The 23645-nt window shown below is 59.3% G+C and carries 20 protein-coding genes, 1 tRNA gene and 2 pseudogenes; 18 read left to right on the top strand and 5 right to left on the bottom strand.

The features are described from left to right. Window positions 1–102 precede the first annotated feature (102 nt). The 6 genes from TR36_RS04250 to TR36_RS04225 are packed head-to-tail and all read left to right on the top strand — an operon-like array spanning window position 103 to window position 5561. Window positions 103–1287 carry a D-alanyl-D-alanine carboxypeptidase family protein gene (locus TR36_RS04250; protein WP_153010490.1) on the top strand — a complete coding sequence of 395 codons (1185 nt, stop codon included), beginning with the start codon at window positions 103–105 and terminating at the stop codon, window positions 1285–1287. Continuing rightward, complete coding sequence (gene tmk / locus TR36_RS04245; protein ID WP_045389917.1) at window positions 1284–1907, top strand: dTMP kinase; 624 nt, start codon at window positions 1284–1286, stop codon at window positions 1905–1907. Before TR36_RS04250 ends, tmk begins: the two co-directional genes overlap by 4 nt. Window positions 1908–1964: 57 nt before the next feature. Beyond that, entirely contained in the window at window positions 1965–3062 is a 1098-nt protein-coding gene (locus TR36_RS04240; RefSeq protein ID WP_045389919.1) for a DNA polymerase III subunit delta', read from the top strand. After that, on the top strand, window positions 3059–3844 hold the full coding sequence (locus TR36_RS04235) for a TatD family hydrolase (RefSeq protein ID WP_062762495.1): 786 nt from the start codon (window positions 3059–3061) through the stop codon (window positions 3842–3844). The genes TR36_RS04240 and TR36_RS04235 overlap by 4 nt, the downstream gene beginning before the upstream one ends. Next, window positions 3841–4629, top strand: coding sequence for an MBL fold metallo-hydrolase (locus TR36_RS04230; RefSeq protein ID WP_045389923.1), 789 nt, complete (start codon window positions 3841–3843; stop codon window positions 4627–4629). Before TR36_RS04235 ends, TR36_RS04230 begins: the two co-directional genes overlap by 4 nt. Next, the gene (locus TR36_RS04225; RefSeq protein WP_045389925.1) at window positions 4626–5561 is read left to right on the top strand and encodes an AEC family transporter; all 936 of its coding nucleotides are present in this window, start codon (window positions 4626–4628) and stop codon (window positions 5559–5561) included. The genes TR36_RS04230 and TR36_RS04225 overlap by 4 nt, the downstream gene beginning before the upstream one ends. Here the strand turns inward: TR36_RS04225 and TR36_RS04220 are convergent. Then, window positions 5558–6853 (bottom strand): ATP-binding protein, encoded by a 1296-nt coding sequence (locus TR36_RS04220; protein ID WP_045389926.1) that lies wholly within the window; start codon window positions 6851–6853, stop codon window positions 5558–5560. The two genes, TR36_RS04225 and TR36_RS04220, sit on opposite strands and share 4 nt — an antisense overlap. Before the next feature lie 68 nt (window positions 6854–6921). Between TR36_RS04220 and TR36_RS04215 the strand changes: the two genes are divergently transcribed. From TR36_RS04215 to TR36_RS04195, 5 genes are all read left to right on the top strand, one after another. Continuing rightward, window positions 6922–7848: an MBL fold metallo-hydrolase gene (locus tag TR36_RS04215; RefSeq protein ID WP_052362577.1), complete on the top strand. Its 927-nt coding sequence runs from the start codon at window positions 6922–6924 to the stop codon at window positions 7846–7848. Between the two features lie 14 nt (window positions 7849–7862). Further along, window positions 7863–7937: transfer RNA gene (locus tag TR36_RS04210), tRNA-Asn, on the top strand. A gap of 315 nt (window positions 7938–8252) precedes the next feature. Beyond that, a complete protein-coding gene (locus TR36_RS04205; protein ID WP_237763516.1) occupies window positions 8253–9785 on the top strand; it encodes a site-specific integrase in 1533 nt (510 codons plus the stop codon). A gap of 533 nt (window positions 9786–10318) precedes the next feature. Next, complete coding sequence (locus TR36_RS04200) at window positions 10319–11956, top strand: hypothetical protein (protein WP_062762493.1); 1638 nt, start codon at window positions 10319–10321, stop codon at window positions 11954–11956. 122 nt (window positions 11957–12078) lie between these two features. Beyond that, a complete protein-coding gene (locus TR36_RS04195) occupies window positions 12079–12468 on the top strand; it encodes a hypothetical protein (RefSeq protein WP_045389932.1) in 390 nt (129 codons plus the stop codon). A gap of 28 nt (window positions 12469–12496) precedes the next feature. Here the strand turns inward: TR36_RS04195 and TR36_RS14860 are convergent, their stop codons facing one another. Further along, window positions 12497–12676, bottom strand: a complete 180-nt coding sequence (locus TR36_RS14860) for a ribbon-helix-helix protein, CopG family (RefSeq protein ID WP_082714853.1) — start codon at window positions 12674–12676, stop codon at window positions 12497–12499. Window positions 12677–12791: 115 nt separating this feature from the next. On the opposite strand from TR36_RS14860, the gene TR36_RS04190 reads away from it, so the two are divergent. The 4 genes from TR36_RS04190 (at window position 12792) to TR36_RS04175 (ending at window position 18064) form a co-directional block, all read left to right on the top strand. Beyond that, window positions 12792–13328, top strand: a complete 537-nt coding sequence (locus tag TR36_RS04190) for a hypothetical protein (protein ID WP_052362579.1) — start codon at window positions 12792–12794, stop codon at window positions 13326–13328. Between the two features lie 165 nt (window positions 13329–13493). After that, complete coding sequence (locus TR36_RS04185) at window positions 13494–14663, top strand: hypothetical protein (RefSeq protein WP_045389934.1); 1170 nt, start codon at window positions 13494–13496, stop codon at window positions 14661–14663. A gap of 331 nt (window positions 14664–14994) precedes the next feature. Continuing rightward, the gene (locus tag TR36_RS04180) at window positions 14995–17259 is read left to right on the top strand and encodes an AAA family ATPase (RefSeq protein ID WP_237763515.1); all 2265 of its coding nucleotides are present in this window, start codon (window positions 14995–14997) and stop codon (window positions 17257–17259) included. 355 nt (window positions 17260–17614) lie between these two features. Next, on the top strand, window positions 17615–18064 hold the full coding sequence (locus tag TR36_RS04175) for a DUF6634 family protein (protein WP_045389935.1): 450 nt from the start codon (window positions 17615–17617) through the stop codon (window positions 18062–18064). A 95-nt stretch (window positions 18065–18159) separates the two neighbouring features. Here TR36_RS04175 and TR36_RS04170 read toward each other — a convergent pair whose 3' ends face one another. Continuing rightward, entirely contained in the window at window positions 18160–19065 is a 906-nt protein-coding gene (locus TR36_RS04170; protein ID WP_062762491.1) for a DMT family transporter, read from the bottom strand. A 560-nt stretch (window positions 19066–19625) separates the two neighbouring features. Here TR36_RS04170 and TR36_RS04160 point away from each other — a divergent pair. Continuing rightward, a complete protein-coding gene (locus tag TR36_RS04160) occupies window positions 19626–20261 on the top strand; it encodes a tyrosine-type recombinase/integrase (RefSeq protein ID WP_045389938.1) in 636 nt (211 codons plus the stop codon). Window positions 20262–20572: 311 nt separating this feature from the next. On the opposite strand, the gene TR36_RS15445 is transcribed toward TR36_RS04160, so the two are convergent. Next, complete coding sequence (locus tag TR36_RS15445) at window positions 20573–21454, bottom strand: HNH endonuclease (RefSeq protein ID WP_153010489.1); 882 nt, start codon at window positions 21452–21454, stop codon at window positions 20573–20575. Then, window positions 21454–22698, bottom strand: a complete 1245-nt coding sequence (locus TR36_RS14855; RefSeq protein ID WP_082714851.1) for an AAA family ATPase — start codon at window positions 22696–22698, stop codon at window positions 21454–21456. Before TR36_RS14855 ends, TR36_RS15445 begins: the two co-directional genes overlap by 1 nt. 101 nt (window positions 22699–22799) lie before the next feature. On the opposite strand from TR36_RS14855, the pseudogene TR36_RS14850 reads away from it, so the two are divergent. After that, window positions 22800–23386 (top strand): annotated as a pseudogene (locus TR36_RS14850) (transposase); the annotation flags it as partial. Window positions 23387–23408: 22 nt separating this feature from the next. After that, a pseudogene (locus tag TR36_RS14845) lies at window positions 23409–23645 on the top strand (2,3-bisphosphoglycerate-independent phosphoglycerate mutase); the annotation flags it as partial.

Raw genomic sequence — 23645 nt, 5'->3', positions numbered from 1 at the left:
GGCGAAACCCGAAAATGACGGCACGGTGATGTGATCCGCAAGCCTTTCCTTGTCGGGGCACACCTTTTATGCTGAAGGCATGGCACCCACGACTAGAAGGACTTGCCCATGAAACGGCTGATGCTGGCACTGATGATCACAGCCGTTCCGGCTGCAAGCTTTGCGTTCGAAACCCGCGCGACCTCCGCATGGGTTTATGACGTGACGACTGGCACGGTTCTTCTGGATAAAAATGCGGAAACCCCCGAGGCACCGGCCTCCATGTCCAAGCTGATGACGCTGAACATGCTGTTCGAAGCACTGCACGACGGGCGTGTGACGATGGAAACCACATTCCCGGTTTCCGAACGGGCATGGCGCATGGGTGGTTCCAAGATGTTCGTGGAGCCTGCCGACCGTCCCACGGTCGAGGAGCTGATTCACGGTATCATCATCAACTCTGGCAATGATGCCTGCGTCGTGGTGGCCGAAGGCCTTGGCGGAACCGAAGAAAATTTCGCCAACATGATGAATGAACGGGCTGCCCAGCTTGGTCTGGACAATTCGCATTTCGCCAATGCCTCGGGCTGGCCCAACCCCGAACACCTGATGTCGATGCACGATCTGGGTGTTCTGGCCACGCGGCTGATCACCGAATTCCCCGAGCTGTACGAGAATTTCTCGCGCACGCAATTCAACTACAAGAACCGTGTGCCGTCGAATGCGCATAACCGCAATCCGCTGCTGGAGCTGGACGCAGGTGACTGGAAAGCCGATGGCCTGAAAACAGGCCATACCGAGGATTCGGGCTATGGCCTGACGGGTTCGGCCGTTTCCAGCGTTGACGGCCGCCGGATCGTTTTCGTGCTGAACGGCATGGCCTCGGCCTCGGACCGGGCCACGGAATCAGAAGCGGTGGCGAATTACGCGTTCCGCCAGTTCGCCCAGCGCAGCTTTGCCGCCCCCAACCAGCAGATGGGCACCGCCGAGGTCTGGATGGGTGAAGTGGGCAGCGTAGGCCTTGTCGTTCCGGAAGAGGTCAAGCTGCTGGTGCCCGTGCAATCACAGGCCGAAATGACTGCTGACATCGTCTATACCGGCCCGGTACAGGCCCCGATCACCAAAGGGCAGGAACTCGCCACGATGATCGTGCACGTTCCCGGCATGGGCGACCACAGCGTTCCACTGGTGGCGGAAACCAACGTGGAACAGGGCGGTTTCGGCAATCGCCTGCTGACCGCAGCACGTGTTCTGGCGCACCGGTTCCTGGCCGCTGATGATTCCGCACCCGAGCAACCGGCATCGTGACACCAAGCAGACGTTTTTTCAGCTTCGAGGGCGTGGACGGCTCTGGCAAGTCCACGCAGGCGCGGTTGCTTGCACAAAGCCTGCGGGAGGCCGGCCTTCCGGTCACCCTTACCCGTGAACCCGGCGGCAGCACCGGTGCCGAGGAAATCCGCAGCCTTGTGCTGGAGGGTGACCCTGATCGGTGGTCTGCCGAAACCGAGCTGCTGCTGTTTACTGCCGCGCGGCGTGACCATGTGGAAAAAACGATCCTGCCCGCACTGGAGGCGGGCCATATCGTCATCACCGATAGATTTGCCGACAGTACAAGGCTCTATCAGGGATTGCGGGGCGAGTTGACCGATACGGTTGATATCCTTCACCGTACCATGATCGGCATCGATCCCGACCTGACATTCCTGATCGACATTCCGGCAGAAATCGGCCTTGCCCGTGCGCAGGCCCGCGCGGATACGGAACAGCGGTTCGAGGATATGGGCCTTGATCTTCAGCGCCGCATGCGCGACGGCTTTCTGGAACTGGCCAAAGCCCCCCGCTTTCGCATAATCGATGGCGCAAGGGACCAGGGCACCATCGCTGCCGATATCCTTGCGACCGCCATGGCCTATCTGGACGCTTGTTAGGGGTTTTCATCCGGCGCACCTTGTCCGACAAGCGCCTATGACAAAACGGAACCTGTAATGGCCGAGGTCGAACTTCCAGAACCGGATCGCGTGGAGGGCGCCCCCCATCCGCGCGAAACCACCACCCTTTTTGGCCACCCCGAGGCCGAGGCGGCCTTCGTGGCGGCCTTTGCCACCGGACGGCTGCACCACGGCTGGCTGCTGACAGGACCGCGCGGCGTGGGTAAGGCGACGTTGGCATGGCGCATCGCACGTTTCCTGCTGTCGGATGGCACGGGTTCCACACTTGACACCCCCACCGACGCGCCGGTTATCCGCCGCATGGCCGCACTCGCCGAGCAAAGACTTTTCTTGCTGCGCCGCGGCCCGAATGACACCCGAAGTGCCCTATCCGCCGACATTCGCGTGGGTGAGGTACGAAAGCTGAAATCATACCTTACGCTTTCCGCGCCCGATGGAGGCCACCGCGTGGTCATCATCGATTCTGCGGATGAAATGGCCGGGCCTGCAGCAAATGCCATTCTGAAATTGCTGGAAGAACCACCACCTCGCGTCACATTCCTGCTGATAAGCCATCAGCCATCGCGCCTGCTTCCGACCATTCGTTCCCGTTGCCGGGAATTGCGGCTTGCCCCCCTGCCTGCGGATGCGATCGGGGCCGCGCTGACACAGGCGGGGCTGGAGGTGGAGGATCCTGTTGCATTGGCTGAACTGGGCGGTGGATCGGTCGGTGAAGCTGTCCGCCTTCTGAAGCTGGGCGGACTGGGCGCCTATGGCGATCTGGTCAAACTTTTCATGGGCCATCCCCGCTTGGACCGGATGCGTGCGCTTGCCTTGGCCGACAGCGGTGCCGGTCGGGGTGCGGAACCACGCTTCGATCTCTTGGTTGGCCTGCTGGACAGGCTGTCTGCCCGGCTGGCCCGTACAGGAACGCTTGGCCATCCCCCAATCGAGGCAGCCCCCCATGAGGCGGACCTGATGGCCCGTCTTGCCCCGTCGCCGCACGCAGGTCTTATCTGGGCCGAATTGCAGCAAACGCTTGGCCTCCGCGCACGTCGCGGCCGGGCCGTGAACCTTGACCCTGCGGCGCTGCTGATGGATATGATCCTGAAGATCGACGCAACGGCGGCAGAGATCGCCCAGAGAGAGCGATGACCCTACAAATCGTTGATAGCCACTGCCATCTTGATTTCCCTGATTTCGAAGGGGAATTGCCCGATGTCATTGCCCGCGCGCGCGCGGCAGGCGTGACGCGCATGGTAACGATCTGCACACGCATGGATCAGGAGCCGCGTGTCCGTGCCATTGCCGAAACCTATGACAATGTCTTCTATGCCGCGGGTGTTCATCCCATGCGTGCAGGCACCGATCCCGCAGTCAGCATCGAGGATCTTGTAGGTCTTGCAGACCACCCCAAGTTCGTAGCAATCGGCGAAACAGGTCTTGATTATCACTACAGTGCCGAAAGCGCCGAAGCCCAGCAGGACAGCCTTCGCGTGCATATCGAGGCTTCGCGCCGGACGGGGCTGCCCCTGATTATCCACGCACGCGGCGCGGATGACGATATGGCCCGCATCCTGAAACAAGAGCATGAAGCGGGCAGCTATTCCTGCGTGATGCACTGCTTCTCCTCCTCGGCGGCGTTGGCAGAGGCGGCACTGGATCTGGGTTTCTATCTTTCGATGTCCGGAATTGCGGCATTCCCCAAATCGACAGAGTTGCGCGATATCTTTGCAGCGGCCCCGCTTGACCGTATTCTGGTAGAGACCGACAGCCCCTATCTGGCACCCCCGCCCCACCGCGGCCGCCGCAACGAACCCGCCTATACCGCCCATACCGCAAAAATTGGCGCCGAGGTGTTCGGATTATCGCTGGAGGAATTCGCGCAGGCAACCACGGCAAACTTCGACCGGCTGTTCACAAAGGCGGCGTCATGATCCGGTTGACGATCCTTGGATGTGGTTCTTCTGGGGGTGTCCCCAGATTGGGCAACAACTGGGGGGCTTGCGACCCAAAGAATTCGAAGAACAGACGCCGCAGATGCTCGCTTCTGGCAGAGCGGATCGGCCCCGAAGGCACCACCCGGGTGTTGATCGACACTTCTCCCGACATGCGCGAACAACTGCTGGATGCGGGGGTCGGCGATCTGGATGCCGTGGTCTATACCCATGCCCATGCCGATCATGTGCATGGAATCGATGATCTGCGGCAGATCGTGTTCAATACCGGGCGTCGCCTGCCTGTCTGGGCGGATGCAGCTACATCGGAGGCATTGCTCAGCCGCTTCGGCTACGCCTTTGTACAGCCCGAAGGGTCCAGCTATCCCCCGATTTGCGATCTGCACAGGATACAGGGGCCGTTCAGCATCAACGGCGCGGGCGGCGAAATCCCGATCCATCCCTTCGTAGCGCACCACGGAAACATCGACGCGCTGGGCCTTCGGATTGCCAACGCCGCCTATCTGCCGGATGCCAACGTCATTCCTGAACAGAGCTGGCCCATTCTTGAAGGGCTGGATCTGTTCATCGTGGATGCCCTTCGCTACACGCCCCACCCCTCGCATGCACATCTGGCGCTGACGCTGGAGTGGATCGAACGTGCTGCGCCCGAACGCGCCGTACTGACCAACATGCATGTCGATCTGGATTACGAAACACTTGCCGGGGAGCTTCCACCCGGCATCATTCCCGCCTTTGACGGGCTTGAACTGGACTTGTCATGAGCGCGCTGATCGACGTCATCCTTCCTGTCTTCCTTGTTATCGGTTTCGGATATTTCGCCAGGCGAACGAACCTGATTACAGATAGCGCAGTGGATGGCGTCATGCGGTTCGCGCAGAATTTCGCGGTGCCCTGCCTGCTGTTCAGCAACATGGCAACGCTGGATCTGGCGGATAATTTCGAGATCGGACTTTTCGCATCCTTCTACTCCGGAGCAGTCATCTGCTTCATCCTCGGAACACTTGCAGCCCGTTTCATCTTCAAACGCCCTGCCGAGGATTCTGTTGCGATCGGCTTCTGCTGCCTGTTTTCCAATTCATTGCTGCTGGGGCTGCCGATCATGGAGCGCGCCTATGGCGAAAGCTCTCTGGCGGGGAACTTCACAATCATCGCGCTGCATTCGCCCATTCTCTATGGTCTTGGCATCGCCACAATGGAAATCGTGCGGGCCCGCGGCACGGATCTTTCGCCTGCGCAGCTGGTACGGAAAATCGTGACCGCGCTGATGCGGCAGCCACTAGTCATCGGAATCACGCTTGGGTTCGCGTGGAACATGACAGGGCTTGCCATTCCGCATGTCGTGGGTGGTGGTCTGCAGATGATGACCCGCGCCGCCCTGCCCGCGGCGCTGTTCGGCCTTGGGGGCGTATTGTGCCGCTATCGCCCCGAGGGGGACATGAAGATCATCACCATGGTATGCGCCCTGTCGCTGATCGTCCATCCGGGCATCGCTTATCTGATCAGTCGCCTGCTGCATCTGGATGTGGACCAGATGCGCTCCACCGTGGTGACAGCCTCGATGGCGCCGGGAATGAATGCCTATTTGTTCGCCAATATCTACGGCGTCGCACGGCGGGTCAGTGCCTCCAGCGTCCTGCTTGCCACGGCAGGATCTCTGTTCACCATCTGGATGTGGCTCCACATCCTGCCTTAACGCGCCAGGACGATCTCGGCCCTGAGCCCCCCCAGATCGGGGCTTTCCGACAGGCGCAAATGCCCGCCGTGGCTGCGGGCTATATCGGCCGCAATCGCAAGGCCAAGGCCCACACCGCCCCCCCGGTTCGGATCACGTTCGGACCCCAGCCGGGAAAAGGGCGTCAGCGCCTCTTCCCGCCGCTCGGCAGGAATGCCCGGGCCATCATCCTCGACGACCAGACGCATTGCACGATCACTCAGCAACAGGCTGACGCGTGCCTTGGTGCCATAGCGTGTGGCGTTGTTGACCAGATTTTCCAGCGCCCGGGTAACGGCCTGCGGGCGGATCAGCAGCATTGCCCCCTGCTCGATATGCCCTGCCGTGACCGGCTGATCCGAGCGGCGAGCGTTCGCAACCACCTGATCCACCAGTCCCGAAACATCGACCCGGGTGACAACCTCGGTGGCATCACCCCGTGAAAACGCCAGAAACTCGTCAACAAGCCGTTCCATTTCCTGAACGTCATTCAGCAGGTCCGCCGCCCCCGGATCATCCATCATGGACAGCTCCAGCTTCATGCGCGTCAAAGGGGTTCGCAGATCATGGCTGATACCCGACAGCATCAAGGTCCGCTGTTCGATATACCGCTCGATCCGGTGGCGCATGTCCAGAAAGGCATTTCCTGCTGCCCGCACCTCCAGCGCGCCACGCGGACGATAGGGAATCGTGCGCCCCTTTCCGAACGCCTCGGCCGCGCGGGCAAGGCGGGCAATCGGGCGAAGCTGGTTGGACAGAAACAGAAAGGCGATCACCGTCATCAGGATCGAGGTAATGATCATCAACACCAGCAGCTGGTGGGGGTTGGAGGCCGATACCCGCCGCCGGTTCACCTCGATATTGATCGGGCCGCGGACGGTTTCAAACAGCAGCCGGACCTCGCGGTTGTCATACTGCAGATCGACTGCCCGGAGCGGCAGTGTCGCATCCAGCGTCTGTATCAGTGCCCGCCCCGACAGATCCCAGAAATCACGCCGATCCGTGGTGAACCCCCAGTCCGCCGGTGCGACCAGTTCGAAATCCAGAGCATCGGCCACGCTGCCGGCGCGTTCGGGCTCCGTTTCGTAGATATTGATCAGATATCCCAACTCCAGCGCCACCCCGCGGGAAAGCTGCTCGGTCACGCCCTCATAGTGCCGCTGGATGAACTGGAGCGAAAAGACCAACTGGATTGTCAGGATCGGCACGATGAGGATCAGCGCGGCCCGCCCGTACAGGCTGCGCGGCAAAGGAGTCCGGAACTTCGTCATCATCACTGTCTCATCTTCTGCGGCATCTGCAGCAACCTTTATCCTGCGGTCCTGCCGGCTATACTAGCGAAATGACAAAGACGCCCCCCTATGGAATCGTGACCCACCCGGAGCCGGGCATCCGCTGCATTTTGGCCCCGAATCCCTCATCCATGACGTATCTGGGAACGAATACCTATATCATCGGCACGGGCGATGTGGCCGTGCTGGACCCCGGCCCCGACAACCCGCAGCATCTGGCAGCCATTCTGGATGCATTGGCCCCTGCGGAACGCATCAGCCACATCATTCTGTCCCATGACCACAAGGACCATCTGGAACTGGCTCCACGCCTTGCCAAGGCCACTGGCGCCCCGATCTACGGTTACGCATCGCACTTGGCCACCTATTGCCCCGACATCAGCCTTTCGGATGGCGCGCGGTTGCGCGGAAGTACCTGGGAGCTGGAAGCGATTCATACGCCGGGCCACTCCGATGACCACCTGTGCTTTGCCATGAACGACATCTGCCTGACCGCCGATCACATCATGGGCTGGGCCTCCAGTGCAATCATCCCGCCGCGGGGGCGGATTGCGGATTACCTGACCTCGCTGGATAAGCTGGCATGCAGGCCGTGGCGCCGGTTCCTGTCAGCGCACGGGCATCCGATAGAGACGCCGTCCCGCAGAATCGCAACACTGCGCAGCCATCGACTGGCGCGGGAGGCATCCATCATGCGCCAGCTGGAAACCTGCGGGCAGACATTGCACGACCTGACAGATGCCCTCTATCGCACCCTCCCCCCCGGTCTTATCCGTGCAGCCACGGCAAATGTCGCAGCGCATCTGGCACATCTGCGCGAACAGGGGAAAATCCAAGAAGATAACGGCGGAATTTTCACCCCGGCCGGCACAAATATCATCATGAAATCTGCGGCTTGTCCCGACTATGACAAAAATATTGTCAATTTGGAAAAAAACTGCGCAAGGCCTCTAGACAGCACCGAAAACACTGGGTAGATACCCCCCTGTGTTCCGGCGTAGCTCAGCGGTAGAGCAGTTGACTGTTAATCAATTGGTCGTAGGTTCGATCCCTACCGCCGGAGCCATAATCAACGTAATCTGTTGATCTTGCTACGATTTTGAGCTTATGGCTCAGATGGTGTGGCATACAGGTGTTCCATACACCGCAGCTGCCCGCGCCTGTCCGTTCTGAAGGAGCGGATGAGATGGCAAGCGGACACCCTCACCTTTTTCGGCGCGGACAGACCCTGCATTGGCGCAGGCGCCTGAAGCGGTTGTCCACAGGTTTCGTCGACATCAAGCTGTCATTGCATACCGCTGATCCTCGTCTTGCGGTTATACTGGCCAGGAAGCTGAGTGCCGAAAGTGATGTCGTGATGACCCGTGCTGCCCAGAACCTGATGACGGATGCCGAGGCCCGGCAGTGGCTGTCGGCGGTGATCGCGCGCGAACGGGACAAGATCGCCAATCTGAACATTATGCGGCGGGTCGACTCCGCTGATCCGGGCGATGACCTGCGGCATGATTGTGCCATGCGGGCGGCTTGGATGCACATCGCGGCAAACGGCGTAAATGCCCCCGCTGTCGCAGATGCTGATGATCTTGAGGCGGAAAATGTCGATATGCTGCGCCGCGATCTGGCCAGTGATGCGCGGCGTCGAATCATCCTGCGGGATTTCAAGGACCTGATCGGTCGCGACGTCGCATCCGCCAGAGAAACTTTGGCAGTCTTGGATATGTATATCCAAGGCAAGCATGAGGCGTGGACCACTTCTTCCGACGAAGCCTCTAATGGGGAAGGACAGGCTTGTGTCGAGATGCCGCCGGTCCACCAAGAGCTTCGGCACGCGCGTGATCGCGTAGAAGATTTGGAGGTCATCGACCCGGCTGCCGACACCCCGCCGTTCGACCCGGACATCGCGGCCGTCGTTTCTCGGATGAATGACCTTAAGCGTTCGGAGGGTGTCGAGGAAAAAACCCTGCGCCAGTATGAAAGCTTCGCGACCCTGTTCCCCAAATTGACGGGAGTGAGCGACGTGCGCCTTATCCGGCAAAGCCATGCCAGCGCCTTCCGCTCCGACCTCTATAGGTTGCCGAAGAGCTTGGGCAAAAGCCCGAAGGATGCAACTGCCACCCGTGATGAGATCATGGCCCGCGCCGCCTCCTTGGAGCCTGACAAGGTGGGCCTCGCTGTGGGAACCATCAATCGGCATCTCGAACATCTGGATCAGATCATCGGCTGGGCGGCGGACGAAGGCATTGCGGTCGATCCGAAGCTCAAGCCCTCTAAACTGCGCCGCAAGGAAACCAAACGCAGCCGCGACAAAAGGGATGCGTTCACCAAGGATGACATGCGTCGGCTTTTCCGGCATTCCCTCTGGAGCGAACCGAACCAGCCACGGGACGGAAACTTCTGGTCGCCGATCCTCGGGGCCTATACCGGCGCCAGGCGCGGTGAGATCGCGGGCATCGCGACGTCGGACTTCATCGAGGTGGATGGCATCCCGTGCATCCATATCCGGCACAACGAACTGCGCCGCATCAAGAATATGGCGTCCGACCGCATCCTGCCGATCCACAGCCACCTTCTCGACCTCGGCCTGCTTCAGTATGTTCAGGCCATGCGGGCGCGTGGAAGCGTTGCCATGTTCCCGGATCAGGGTGAGGCGCGCAGCCGCATCTGGGGCCGCAGGCTTGGTCGATTCATGCGTGACGCCATCGACGAACAATTGGGCGAAGACGGTGCCCCGCTGTCGTTCCACGGCTTCCGGCATTACGTCCAGAACGCCCTTGATCGCAACGGTGTTGACGACAAGGTGGTTCGCGATGTTGTCGGGCATGAAGGCAAGGACGAACACCAGAAGACCTATCGCAAGCAGAGCCTGATGGTGGAGATGAAATCCGCGATCGAGAGCCTCACGCGCGTTTTCTGAGGTGTGGCCGATGGAACAGGAGTTTGGACCGCCGAAGGAAGACGGGCTCGGAACGGATAGGGGCGGACGGTATGACGACGAGGCCGCGGGGCACGTCCTGCGGTTTCAAGGAATCCGGATCGGCAAGCCGATCTGAACCGGATGTCGGCGAAGCAATTCGCACGGGATCCGGTTGGGGGTGCGGGGGGGGTATCCCCCGGGATCCGATATCATGACGAGGCGCTTTGCGCCTTGGAATGATGGCGGACCGGCAAGGGCAAAGCCCGCGCAGTCGGTTCGATAATAATGCCGTGCGTTATTATCGAGCTGACGGAGCGCCTCCCCGGCGTAAGGGGCAGACGAGGTAGCTTTAGCTACCTACAGTCTGTCTTTGTATCTAGCTTTCCTATTCCGGTTTGCGAAATACTATATTGATAAGTAATTCCTGTAGTTAGGTTATCCACATAAACCAACCGGATTACTTAGAACACCCTCTCGGGATTGTCCAATTCTCAGCATAAATGAACAGGCATACCCTTTATTGAGGATGCCAGATGGCTTATCAGTTCGTCCATATCCAGACCTACAGCGACAAGCTGACCAGGGTCGAGGGCACCAAGGATCAGTATAACGACATCAATCAGGTGTTTCTCGAGGTGGGCCGGGATCCTCGGTATTCCAGCCATGTTGCCGACCCTGAACCTCCTGTTCCGATCCTGGCGTTTGGCGCCATTCCGGTTTCGGCGCTTCGGAAAATGCATGACGAACGTCGCGCTCAAATCCGGGAAACCGTCACCCTGTCGGGTGGCAGCACCTACCAGCGCCGGCTCAAGACCGATGCGCCCACACTCTACACTGAAATCCATTCCCATCCGATGACGGCGGAGGATTACAAGGCCGCACCCCGTGAAGAAAAGCTTCGTGTTCAGCAGTGGGCCAAGTTTGCGGTTTCTGATTTCTCCAGGCGCATGCCGGAGGGAGTCGCGTTCTCGGCTGTTCTGCACCTCGACGAAGGGCATGTTCACATCCACATCCTGGGCGTGAATATGCATGATCCGAAGCTGAGTGCGAACAAGTTGCATGTCGGCAAGGTTGCCGCCGAAGAATGGCGACAGGCACATGGCCCATCGGACACCTTGGCAGGGCTTCCGAAACCCCAACTTCAAGATCGGCCAAAGAAACCGAAAAAACCCAAGCCAAGCAAAACCCCTGCGACCCAGCGGAAACGGGATGCGAAACACGCCGAGGTGCTGGCCGAGTGGGAGACCGAGTGCGATCGGGTCGAGCAGGCGAATGCCTTGGCACTGGAAAGGTGGGAGATCGATAACAACGCGCACCTGCGGGTGTTGCGGAAAGCCAGAAAGGCCAAGACCGGTGATGTCGAAGCCTATGAGGCGGCAATGACCGCATTTCAGTCGCGGTATCATGACGCGGTTGGCAAACGCGCGGGCCTCTTGAGAAGCGGCCCCGGTGCGGAGCGCTTGACCACCAAGCAATATGACGCCCGCAAGAAGCAGGCCCGCGTTGACGCGGATCACGACGCCGCTATGCGGGCGCAGGTCGCGCGGCAGAGGGCCGAGCGCGCTGAGATCACCGTCGATGCCACCGGCATCGTTGAGGAGAAAGCTGCTCTTGCGCATCAGCACGCGGAATTGGACGCGGCGGAAAACGCTCTTGCGGAGCGTGAACATGAGATCGCGCGAAGGGATGCCGCCCTGGGGGCGGCGGAGGATTCCATGAGAAAAAAGGAGAAGGTGCAGGAGGAAGCAGACAGGACGTTGTCACAGCGTGCAGTGGCGATGAGGGAAAGGGAAAGAGTTTTTGAGAAGCAGAAACAGAACCTGACCATGAGGATGGAGGCATTCCGACGCGACGCCGCCGCCCGACAGGCGGATCTGGATTCCCGCGAACGGAAGGTTGCTGATCAACAAATTGAGGTGGCAGAGGCCGCGTCCGCCATGGAAGACATGGTTGACCAGCTGGATACAGGAATGCTGACCGCTGAAGACGGAAACCTCCGTCTCGGTCGCATCCATGCCTTCGTCGGACACGCCATCGGCACACCGGCCGACCGGCGCTCGCCGATGCAACGCGTCGTTGCCAAGTTCGCGGGGCTTCTGGTCCGCGCAGCCTCGGCCTTATCGGGGGGTGTGACACCTATTGTCGAAGATGAAAACCGCCCTGGGATGTGAACTGTGCCGATCCCATTCAGGGGGGCGATTTTTGGGGATAACCCCTATTCCGCAGCGCATTCTGTGGAGCGAGAATTCGGAATTCAGACTATAATTTCATAGCGTAGACCGGAGATATTACGATGACTTGCACGATTACGGACGAAGAGCTCGCCGCCGCGGCGGCAGAGGAAATGGTGGCGGAGGCGGAGGCGATCAATCGCTGGACGCGCTTGAAGCGCACTTACGGCGACGATGTGCGCAGGCTGTATCCGCTGGCGATCGACAGCACCGGGGCCGCCAGGATCGCGGCGGACTTGCTTTGTGCCCTCCACCGCAAAAACGGGTCCATTCCGGCGTTCGAATTGCGCCATCTCGATCCTAAAAACCGTGCGGCGGCGATGCGGCTCATCGACTGCATGGCAACGCCGTCGATCATTCCCGACGCTGGTCTGACCGTCGATCCGAATGGTGATCCGCTTTTGACCGTTGGCCAGATCGGTCGGCTTATTCATGAGGACGTCGCCGCGTAGGCATTAAATACAGAGTGCCCGATTCAGATTAGCTCTCTTGGTTTGTTATCTCTAGCCACTCGACCAGAGCGCGACGGATCATTTCGGGGCGTGTGGGTAGATCGGGCTCATCGCGGCGGCGCTTATCTATAGATTCTATAAGGTCGCGCGGAAGGCGGAGGTTTACCGCCTCCGAGTCGATTGGAGGGCGCCCGCGTTTTTTTTCCATTTGTCCGAATCTATGCTTGATTTACGGTTTAATGGTTTCATATAAATCGGACACAGGCAAGGGCTCCTACCCCCTTGCCCGGTCCTAACCACAACTGATCCTTAGGAGATCACTCATGGCTATTCACACGCCTATCATCCCGCCGTGCCATTCGGAAGCGGTGCCATCGTTTTGCCCTTCCCCCGTCACTGTTCTGTTTGGCGCCATGATGCGTAACCTCTCCGCCTACGTTGAAGCGGAGCGCGACCTTGAGCATAGCGGGAGTTGGGATCCCGCCTGCGATGCGTGGATCCGCGACGCCGAACGGGCCCGGACCAGGACGCTGGACAGCCTCGCCCAGCTTGACGCCACGCCACTCGAACGTCGGGAAGATCAGCCGTTGAAGCGCCTCAGCAAAATGGCACAGATGCTGATCGAAAGTGATACGCCTGAAGCGTTCCGGAACACCTTTGCGCTGCAGGGCTATTTTCCTGATCTTTTTCGCTGCGCAAATACCAGCCCCATGGGGCGCCGCACCAATCAGATGGTCGCCGCCTTCCAGCAGCATTTGAACGCACTGCGCACATTGCCGGATTTCACGGATGCCATCGAGGCGGATCACGCCGAGACCGAGCAGGATGATCCTGGTCACTTGATGGCGCCAGCCGCCTGACCCCTTCGCAGATCTGACAGCTGGCCGCCCGCGAGCCGACATCGGACGCAGGCCCGTTGCCCTGTCTCACCAAATTTCCTCTGCCTCCGGCCTCTGGGCGGCACGCTTTGCGTGCGCAAGCTCGGCCTGTGGCTGCCCCCATCCTGTTTTTCGGGAGGACCTTCCATGTCCACGACCATCCTGTCTCCGCGCAACATCCGCACCCCGCTTGCCGTGTCCGATCTCCCCCTTGTCATCTACCCCGGCCCGATCCACGACCATTGGACCCAGGCGGCGCGCACTAAAGGCTTTGACCTGATTGCCCGGGTTCGGGACCGCCTGCATGTCGCGCTGCGCTGCCAGACCTGCGGCGGGATCCACACTGCGCGCCATTCCGTGGTCATGTCGGCGCAGCCCTTGTGTCCGCATTGCATCGAGGCCCGTTGGCGCCAGACGGCTTTGACCGCCAATCTGACCTGGCTCGGGCGGGATCAAGATCATCGCCATTATGGCCGTTATCGCCTAGCTTGCGGCCATGAAGTGCGGCGCCAGTTCGCCTTCATCGAACGGATCGCAGCTGGCGCCGTCGCTGTGCGTTGCGCGGCTTGTCTCGTCCAACGCGAGGAAGCCGAGGCCGCCCGGTTCGGCTGGTCGCGCCTTGGCCGCGATCCGCAGGGCAACGCAAGCTACCGCCTCTACCGACACACGTGCGGACATGAACAGCGGATCGCGGTTGCCAATGTGCGGTGGGGGCAATGCGACTGCGCCGGCTGCGGGCAATCGTGGACGGCAAAGCCCAGCTACATTTACCTGCTCGACATCCGTCATTCTGGCACCGGTCGTCACGTTCTCAAAATTGGATATTCGGCACGTCCGGTAAAGAGACACAAACACCAGCTCGGGTTACCGAAAGACGCGCTCGTCGAGGTGCTCCGGGTTGTGGCGATGCCGACGGGCCACGACGCCTGCACTCGCGAGAAGGCCGCCCACGCGGACCTTCGCCTCACCCATCCGGAATCCATCGTGCCGCACCCGGACTACGCGGATCTGATGAATGTCGTGTCCGAAGTCTACAGGCCGGAGAGCTTGCCCTTCCTCCAGGAAACTCTCGACCGGATCGAGGCGGACATCGTGGATGCGGCGCGCATCCGGACTCCGGATCTGATCTCCCCGCTGTCCCGAACGGCGGGCCTCCCCGATCCGGAGATCATGCCGGACGACCCGGATTCACGTCCGTCGACCGTATCGCCCCGCAGGTTTTCGGCACGAACCCACGCCCGGCGCAAACCGCAGCCCAGAACCATATCGAGGGACCGATCTCCGATCCTGCGCCGCCATCCGGGCCGACCCGGATAACGCCACGCAGCGCGGTGGTTCTGGATCACGGCCGACCTTGTGTCGGCGGATCCGGATGACGCTGCGAACCCGCGTCGCAGCCGCATGCTTCTACAATCCGGAGGACAAACCCGCACACCGGGCGGCCGAGGCAACCTGCAGCCGACGTCCCGGAGTCTGGCTTGCACGGGTCCCGATAAAGCGGATCCGACGAGGCTTCCGGATGTCCGTTCGCCGTGGACACGACACCGCCGCCGCCCTTCGCCACGTGGGTTTGCACCTCTCGCCGCGCACCCCTGATCGCCATCCGGAACGCCGGATGGTCCCCCCCCCTCACACCCGGAATCCCGCCATGACTCAGACACCCTCCACCACGCCCCGCAACCCTGAACCCCATTCCGGATTTCCTGAATCCCCGACTTGGCTTCCCTTGGCACATCAGGCCATCCACAACCTGCAGGACGATCTGGCGGCCCGGTTGACGCCGGCCTGGGATCCCGCATTGGACCCGGAGGATATGGATCTGCCCGAACTCCTGGTGACCACAATGTCACCTCCGGGGTCCGCCGCACTCAACGGGCTGAACCGAAGCCCGGCTGCGCAAAACATCTGCCCGGAGGATTACGACGCCGTCCAGGAAGCCGGTGGCGATCCCGCCGCCACGGCGTCGGATGGCACGTGGCAGCCTCGCATTCGCCTGCCGTCGGGCAAGCTCATTCCCCTCCTGCGCCTGGTAGCAAGCATTGGCGATATTCCGGATCGCGATGCGATGCTGGCCCCCGGTGCGATCACCATGATCGGGCGTGTTCCGGGCGATGAGATCCACATGCTGCAGAAGCTGCTGCCGCTCTTGGTGCCGGCAGGCTGGTCACTGGCCATGTCACTGGGCCGTCTCCCGAAGGATAAGCCGCATATGCTCGTGTTGAACCCGGAGCCCATGAACGGCAGAGTGACAGAACGCGCGATGTCTGCATTCACCGATGACCTCGCGCGGGCTGTCGATATGCGCGCCCCGATTCTCGTCCTGCTGCCCGAGGAGTCGAAAGGCCTGCCAATCCCGCAGCAGGCGCCGATCCAAAAGCGGACCTATGCGCCCTTATCCGTGGACATCCTGATCGCCGCGCTGCGCGCGACACACAGTGCCACAGGTCGGATCGACGAGGCGGCGGTGCGCGCGGTGCTGGCCAACGACGCCGCACTAATGGACGTTGATGCCTTGTCCCTGAGCCTTGCGATGCGGGCGCCCACCGCCAAAGCCGTGGCCGAACGGATCGCCGCCCTCACAGAAGTTCCGCGCGTGGCCAAGGACGGCCCCTGGCTGGAAGACATTCACGGCGACACACCGGCGCTGCGCGCCGCGCGGCAGATCGTGCGTGATTTGCGCGGATGGAAGACCGGCGCAGTCGCCTGGTCAGACCTAACGCGGACGCTGCTGCTTTACGGCCCGCCTGGCACCGGCAAATCATGGATCGCCCGCGCCATGGGCAACAGCGCCGGGTTCAGCGTCGTCACCGGAACGTTTGGTGCTTGGCAGGCGGCGGGTCATCTCGGCGACATGCTGCGCGAGATGCGCAAAAGCTTTGCCGAGGCCCGCACTAGAGCCCCGTCGGTGCTTATCATCGACGAGATCGATGCGGTCGGCTCACGCGAAGATCGCGATCAGCACAATCGGTCTTATCGGACACAGGTCATCAACAGCTTCCTCGCCGAAATGGACAGTATCGCGCGGGAAGAAGGGGTGATCGTCGTGGCCACATGCAATCACAGGGACATGATCGATCCGGCTGTGCGGCGGCCCGGACGTTTAGACATGCACATCAACGTGCCATTGCCGGATGCGGACACCTTGTTCGGCGTGTTCCGCACTTGCCTACCCGACTGGAACGAAGCTGACTTGCGCGATCTCGCGACCCGAGCCGTTGGCTGCTCGGCGGCGGACATTGACGCGGTCATCCGCCAAACGCGTGCGATGGCGCGGGGGCAAAAGCGGGACATGACCCTCAACGACCTGCGCCAGCTATTTCGGATCACGCACGACCCTTCGATCGACCGCCGCGTGGCCCTCCATGAATGTGGCCACGCCATCATCTGCGCTGCGCTCAAGCTCGGTCCGGTCCGCCGTATCTTTCTGGATCGCGACGGTGGCGGCGGCACTTTGTTCACGGCGACTGCCAAACATGGCGTCCTGGCGGATATGCAGAACAGAATGGTGCAGATGCTGGCCGGTCGCGCGGCCGAGCGCCTGATCCTCGGCGATGTCTCGGCCGGCGCGGGCGGCAGTCCGGACTCCGATCTGGCACAGGCGACGACGATCGCCACATCGATCCAGACGCGATATGGGCTTGGCGCCCAAGGGCCGGTCTGGAGCACGGATCCCAAGACGATGATCGTCCTCGACCCTGATGCTCTGGTCCGGGTCAGACGCGAGCTCGAGAACGCCGAGCAACGCGCAACCCAAATCCTCGCAGCCCACCGCCCGTTACTCGAAGACATGGCCAGCACCCTGATGAAGTCGCGCGACATGGATCAGGCCGAAGCCCAAAACTGGCTCGCGCGCCTGCGCCCTACGGCACCGGATGAAGACCCACCCACGCGCCTTGCCCAGCAATCCCGATAGCTACAGACACCCGCGCCAGCCCCGGGCAATCACTCGCGTCCACGAACCCGTCATCACCGAACAAAAAAGACAAAAACAAAGAAGAAAGGCGGCGGAGCCGCCCTCAAAAACCCAAGACCAAAAAACGGCACTTCTTGCGGCGGGTCCCATCCGCCGCCCATCTCCATTCCCCGGCACGAAGAAGAGAAGACGAGAAAGAACAAAAATAAAAAANCAAAGGACCGGGAGGATCCACCAGGCAAAATTCTTCGCCGTCGACCGAGTGTCGATGGTGCAAGACAGCCAACCCACGCGCCGTCTTGCAACCCGGGTTTACTCAAAACGACGCACACCACCGTTAATAAAGGAGAACGGCATGACCATTTTGTCGCCCTATAAGCGCGCGTGGCTTGACCGCGCCCTGATCTCGATCACCGCCGCAGAGGCAGGTCCATCTGCCCTGGAACTAGACAGCGCACCGGACCTCGATCTCTGGCGGCCGCAGATCACTGTCATCGGCGAGTTGGTGCTGGAAGGTGACGTCCGCGGCCATCCCATATTAGGGAACAATACTATCATCACGTCGCCCGTTATCGCCCTCGATCCCGACGACCGCTGGGCCCGGACGGTGTCGAGCTGGTATCGACTCCGGCGCCACCACCCGCGCGAGGGATATGTGCATCGCCGCCATCCCTACCTTGCGCCGTTCCTGCCGCCCGACCGCGCGCAGATCGATCGCCGGTTGCAGGTCTATATCGAGTGGCTCAGGGAGATGGACGCGCGGGATCGTCAGGCTCGCGGCCGCGCCGATAAGGACGGCCATTGATGACAGCCTTTATGAAACCATGCACACCGTGGTCCTTGCCACATCTGTCGTCTACGGCATGGCCGGTGAGGTCGATCGTGGGACATTCCTGCCGTTCATTGCCGCAACGACAGCACCCCCGCCCCGACGATTATGATCATACCGATGGACGCGATTAAGTCGGGCGTCTCAGCAAAGAACACGATGCCCCAGATGACAGCGAAGCCGACATAAGCGAAGTCGAAGGCCCCGATCATCGCGGGCGAGCCGTTCTGGTAAGCAATGGCGGCGCCGATGCTGCCGATCAAGATCGCGGCGGCGAGAAGCCCCATCGAGATCCACTCGGCTTTCCCCATTGGCGTCCAAGGCGAGAGCAGAAAACCCTGCCTAAGCTCCATCGGCAGGAGAAGTATGATCGCGGCCGCAACACCTCCGACGATGATGAAGCCGATGTTCAGAGCTAAAGACAGGCCCAACGGATGTTCATCGCGGCACCGGGTTCGCGTCACGATCATGGCCCCTGCATACAGCATGGCGGAAATCAGCGGCAGAAGGGCATAGGCGTTGAAATCACCTGCTCTCGGTCGAAGGATCAGCAGAACGCCAAGGAAACCGAGAACAACGGCGAACCAGCCGGTCCTCGATATGCGATCCCCAATGAACACAGCAGAGAACAGGGTAATGAAGATCGGGAGCGTGTAATAGGCCGCCGCCGCTGCCGAGAGTGAAAGCTTTGGCAGGGACAGATAATAGCACACCCACATGGCTATCAGCATCAGGCTTCGCAGTGTGACCCAACCCCAAGCCGCTGGCATCCGAAGGATGCCCAGCATGAGGGCGATGCCCGCAAGGACGGGAAGCAGGATCAGTGATCGGAGGACGAAGATTTGCCAGATGACAAAGCTGCCGCTGGTCATCTTTATCAGGGCATCCCCGAGAGACAGTGCCAAGACCGTCAGGATGATCGAGACGACGGCTAAAGGAATGCGGTCGTGGGATATGTTCCTCGCTGATGCCGACATGCACCCTCCATGCTGTTCATCAGAACTTTAGGAGAACAGCCAAGAGTGGGCAATGGCGGCTTAGGGCTCCGAACGACGATAGTGGGACAATGCGGACATTCCCAGCTGGTTGTAGTGCGGGGCCGCCCTTGGCGGTAGGCTCAGTGCTTTTTCGAACCGAAGCCCCGGTTGCCGCGCCAAGTCACAAAAATAAACGGGAAGAATGCGATTATCAGGGTAAGCAAGACATATCGAAGAATGGTCTCGGCTTGCTCCGATAGATAATTGGATGCAAGCATAAGCGAGATCATGGCGATGATCGCGAAAAACGATACCAAAATCGAGTTTCGATCCTTGTATGCCCATTTCCGGTAGGCGTTGAGGTATCGCATATAAATCCGAAGCATTCCCACGCCTTCCTCCATGGCTGACACTCTACGTCCGCGTCATCCTCAAGGTTCGCGCAAGGCCGCCACGAAAGCCCGCTCTGGGCTCGACGCGACGGGACTGGCCTTTTGTGCTATCCTTCGCCTGCATCATTCCGAAAGGCGGGCGGGAGCGGTGGATCGGAAGGCACTGCCATGTCCACCGAACTTATCACTACCCCTCTACCACCACCACGCATCGCCTGGAACAAGGGCCGCATCGTCGGCCAGAAACGACCACTGAAGCCGAAGCACGTGTGGTCCATCCGAATTCGGCTGGAGGTGTCCGGCGACCTCCGGGATCTTGCGCTGTTCAATATGGCGATCGACAGCAAGCTGCGGGGCTGTGATCTGGTCCGTCTTCAGGTGCGCGATGTGTTCGCAGCCGGACAGGTCCGCGAACGGGCGTCGGTTGTTCAACAGAAGACCGGACGCCCTGTCAGGTTCGAAATCACCGAGACCACCCGCACCTGCCTCAAGCAGTGGATCGCCCGTCCGTCGATGACCGGCATGCAGTATCTGTGGCCGAGCCGGTTCCATGACCGGCCGCATATGTCGACGCGGCAATATGCTCGGCTGCTTCGCGAGTGGGTCAGTTCGATCGGCTCAGAGGTCAGCAGCTATGGCACGCACTCGATGCGGAGGACCAAGGTCGCGCAGATCTATCAGAAGACCGGCAACCTACGTGCTGTGCAACTGCTCCTCGGTCATACGAAGATGGACAGCACCGTTCGATACCTCGGGATCGAGGTGGATGACGCGCTGGCCATCTCAGAGGCCATCGATCTTTGATTGCCGGAGCGGACTGCAAGCGAGTAACATTTTCGAAGGGCCGCCATCCTGGGCGGCCCGTGGGACGAAGCTGCCGTTTGCACGTGTGCTGGAGGATGACGCAAGATCGCGGCCGATCGGGGCCGCCGGACGGAAAACCGACGATTGGCAGCGCAGCGGCTTAACCTTCGAACGATACTGCCATTTGATCAGATCCGCACAGTGAGGGTTCATGGCCTGCGCGGGTGGGATCCGATGATCTACCGCGCAGACCATAAATAACAACTAGTCAAAAATTTCACTTCAGCCGAGGCACTAGGTTTTACGCAGATTCACGCTGCAAAATTATTTGTGCAAAACCAGAGAGACTCTGCGAGCCCGTGATAAAGACTGCGCTTCCAACCATTGATTGGTAGAGCACCGTTATCTGCAACCGTTTTCAACACCTCCCGAAACTCCTCGGGCGTTAAATTACGATGCACGGTCTTCCTTTGCTCGACAAGTGATGAAATATCGGAAGCAACTTTTGTTCGGTAGCGCCCACGAAGTTTACAGCACTTAAAATGTTCTAAGATACGTAGGCGGTCTTTCTCACTCCACGTGGCGGGAGCGGCGACGTCGAAGGTTACCAAGATCGGTTCATCTTCAGACACAGTAACAGTAGTCCACTTCTCTTCGAAGAAGTGTGGAGCATCAAAATATGGATGAAGTGGTTGAAGCTCAGGACTGGTTGGAAACTTACTCCCCATCCCGCCGTTACATGTTGCGCAAGAAGGAACGAGATTTATAGGAAGAATAGAGAAAATGGGAAAGCGCGCTTTCGGAAGAAAATGATCAATGGTGCCAATTCCTTCCTCGTCAACCATTTCTCCGCAACCTCCGCAATAAGGACATTCATCATGTGCAAGAAGCTTCAGTTCATCATACTTTTTCCTAGCGGCTCCACTGGATCCAACCATGCCCTCAGTGTATAGTGAAACGAGATCACCTTTGGTTAAGTTGCCAACTATAAATTGATCGGGATTTGCATGCCGTGCTCGTGGGAGATGGCACCACGTCTGCGTAGCAGAACTGGCAGCATAATTAGCATTCGCATCTTCAATTAAACCCTTGTGCGCAATAAGACGCGCCTGCACGGTCGGGTCTGAAATTCCCAGCACACAATCGTCGAACAGTTCGGACGGGCTACAGGTCGGCGGTTGTATTTTCTTCATTATTGATCGCCTCGTTCATCACGATTGGCAACCATAGCCTTCAGGATACCTCTTGCTTCGTAGCCTAGACTGCCTCCTAGCCTCTCCATAATTTTTTCATAAGTGCCCCCGGCTTTAACTAGGTCTTCTAAAACAAGATGAAAGCCAGATTTCGCAACGTCTAGCCTAAAAACGTCTCTTGTCAGAGTGCCTACGTTTTCACCAAATGTCTCAATCTCCGGCCGTATATTTTCCGAAGCGAGCTTTGAACGAAATACCTTCCAAACGCAGGATCTAGGTATTTCCTGCAAAACTACTGGCGAATGTGTGGCAATTATTGCTACGGCATTTCTAGCTTTGAGTAGCTGAGCCAAGCTTCGCATTAGAGCTGACAACAAGGGCGGTTGTAAGTGACTTTCCGGCTCATCAAACAATACGAGGGTCTTTTCATCCACCCTTGCAACTAGAAGTGTCAAGCTAAGGATTACAATTGTATGTCCAGAACTCATCTTCCTTATACGCTTAAGTGCTGCATCTTTAAGCTGATCGAAAGCAAAATTCTCTAGATCTTGGAGTTTCATATCAGAGAAATTTGGGTCACTTTCAAGCGTTTTAATTGCCTGCTTCCACCTATTTTTTCGGTCCGCATCCGAAAAACATACTTTGAGAGCTTCGGCAAACTCTTCGTGAAGCATTTCATCTGTTTTCAAATGCTTTCCCGAATGAACTTCTCGATCTCGGGTATGATCGGTTAAGCCAATGTAAGAATAGCGAAACTCGCTATCTTGGATTTGAGTCGGCGGTGGCTGATCAAATGGATCAAAGGCGCTGAAAGCTACAGAAATTAAACTTCCGAAATAACCTGTGGGGTCTAATTTCTGCCGGCCGAAAATCGATTTCGTTGTATAGAACGATGCATCTGTAAGCGCGTGTGGTGATACTGCCTTTACCATTGCATTAAGATAAGTTGTTTTTCCAACACCATTTCTTCCTATCAACGCATGCATGTTGGTGCTTGGCATGGAGTTTGCTCTGACTTCAAACTGTAGGTCGAAGCCCGCAAATTTATCTGACGGCGGTAAACAAAACCCGAAGTCGAAGTTGGTCAAAAGAACGTCGCCGCGCAACACACTGGCAAACTGATCCCTCACTTCATCAATTCTTACGGATCGCAAAAGTGACTTCTGAACGACGATTTCATTTTCCACAGCATCCAGAAGTTCAGGGAGGTAAACCAAATCCCTAAGAGATGTGAGAAAATCCACGCGCCAGCTTTCAGAAAAATCTGTGAAAAGCTGTTGACCTGCCCCCCGCGAAATCCCTCACCGTAATGTAGAGTCTGCGCCAACTCTGAAGGAGCAGACACATGCGAAAGAGCCGTTTCACCGAGGCGCAAATCATCGGAATGATCAAGGAGCAGGAGGCCGGGATGCCGACTGCGGAAGTGTGCCGTAGGCATGGGCTGAGCACTGCGACGTTCTACAAGCTGAAGGCCAAGTATGGCGGCATGGAGGTGTCCGAGGCTGCCAGGCTAAAGGCCCTTGAGGACGAGAATGCCAAGCTGAAGCGCCTGCTTGCGGACACCATGCTGGACAATGTCGTGTTGAAAGACCTGCTGGGAAAGAACTGACGACATTGACGAAGCGGCGAGATGCGGCGCTCCGGGTGATGCGGGATCATGACATCTCGCAGCGCCGGGCCTGTAGGCTGGTTGGTGTCGATCCCAAGACCGTTCGGCGTGAACGCCCGCCGGACAGTGCCGATATCCGCCAAGAGATGCAGGAGATCGCCGGCAAGCGGCGTCGGTTCGGGTATCGCCGGATCGGGGTCCTGCTGGAACGCAAGGGCATGATCATGAACCACAAGAAGCTGTATCGCATCTATCGCGAGGAAGGGCTTTCGGTGAAACGACGGCGAGGCCGGAAACGGGCGCGCGTCACGAGGACGCCGATGATCATTCGAGGCCGCGCCGCGCCGTGCGGTGAATTGGGCGGGCATGATCGGCATGGTCGATTATTCGTCTGAACATGACCGTTACATGGCCTCGGCCTTCCCCAAGCAATCCATCGTGAACACCCTGGGCGAATGGGTGGCAGCGCAGGGCAAAACCCAGTTCCGGCTGGCCGAGACGGAGAAATACCCCCATGTCACGTTCTTTCTGAACGGGGGGCGTGAACAGCCATTCGCGGATGAGGACCGCTTCATGCCGCAA

This window comes from Falsirhodobacter sp. alg1 (assembly GCF_000739715.2).
Lineage (GTDB): Bacteria > Pseudomonadota > Alphaproteobacteria > Rhodobacterales > Rhodobacteraceae > Falsirhodobacter.
This window is presented reverse-complemented; position numbering and strand designations above follow the sequence as displayed.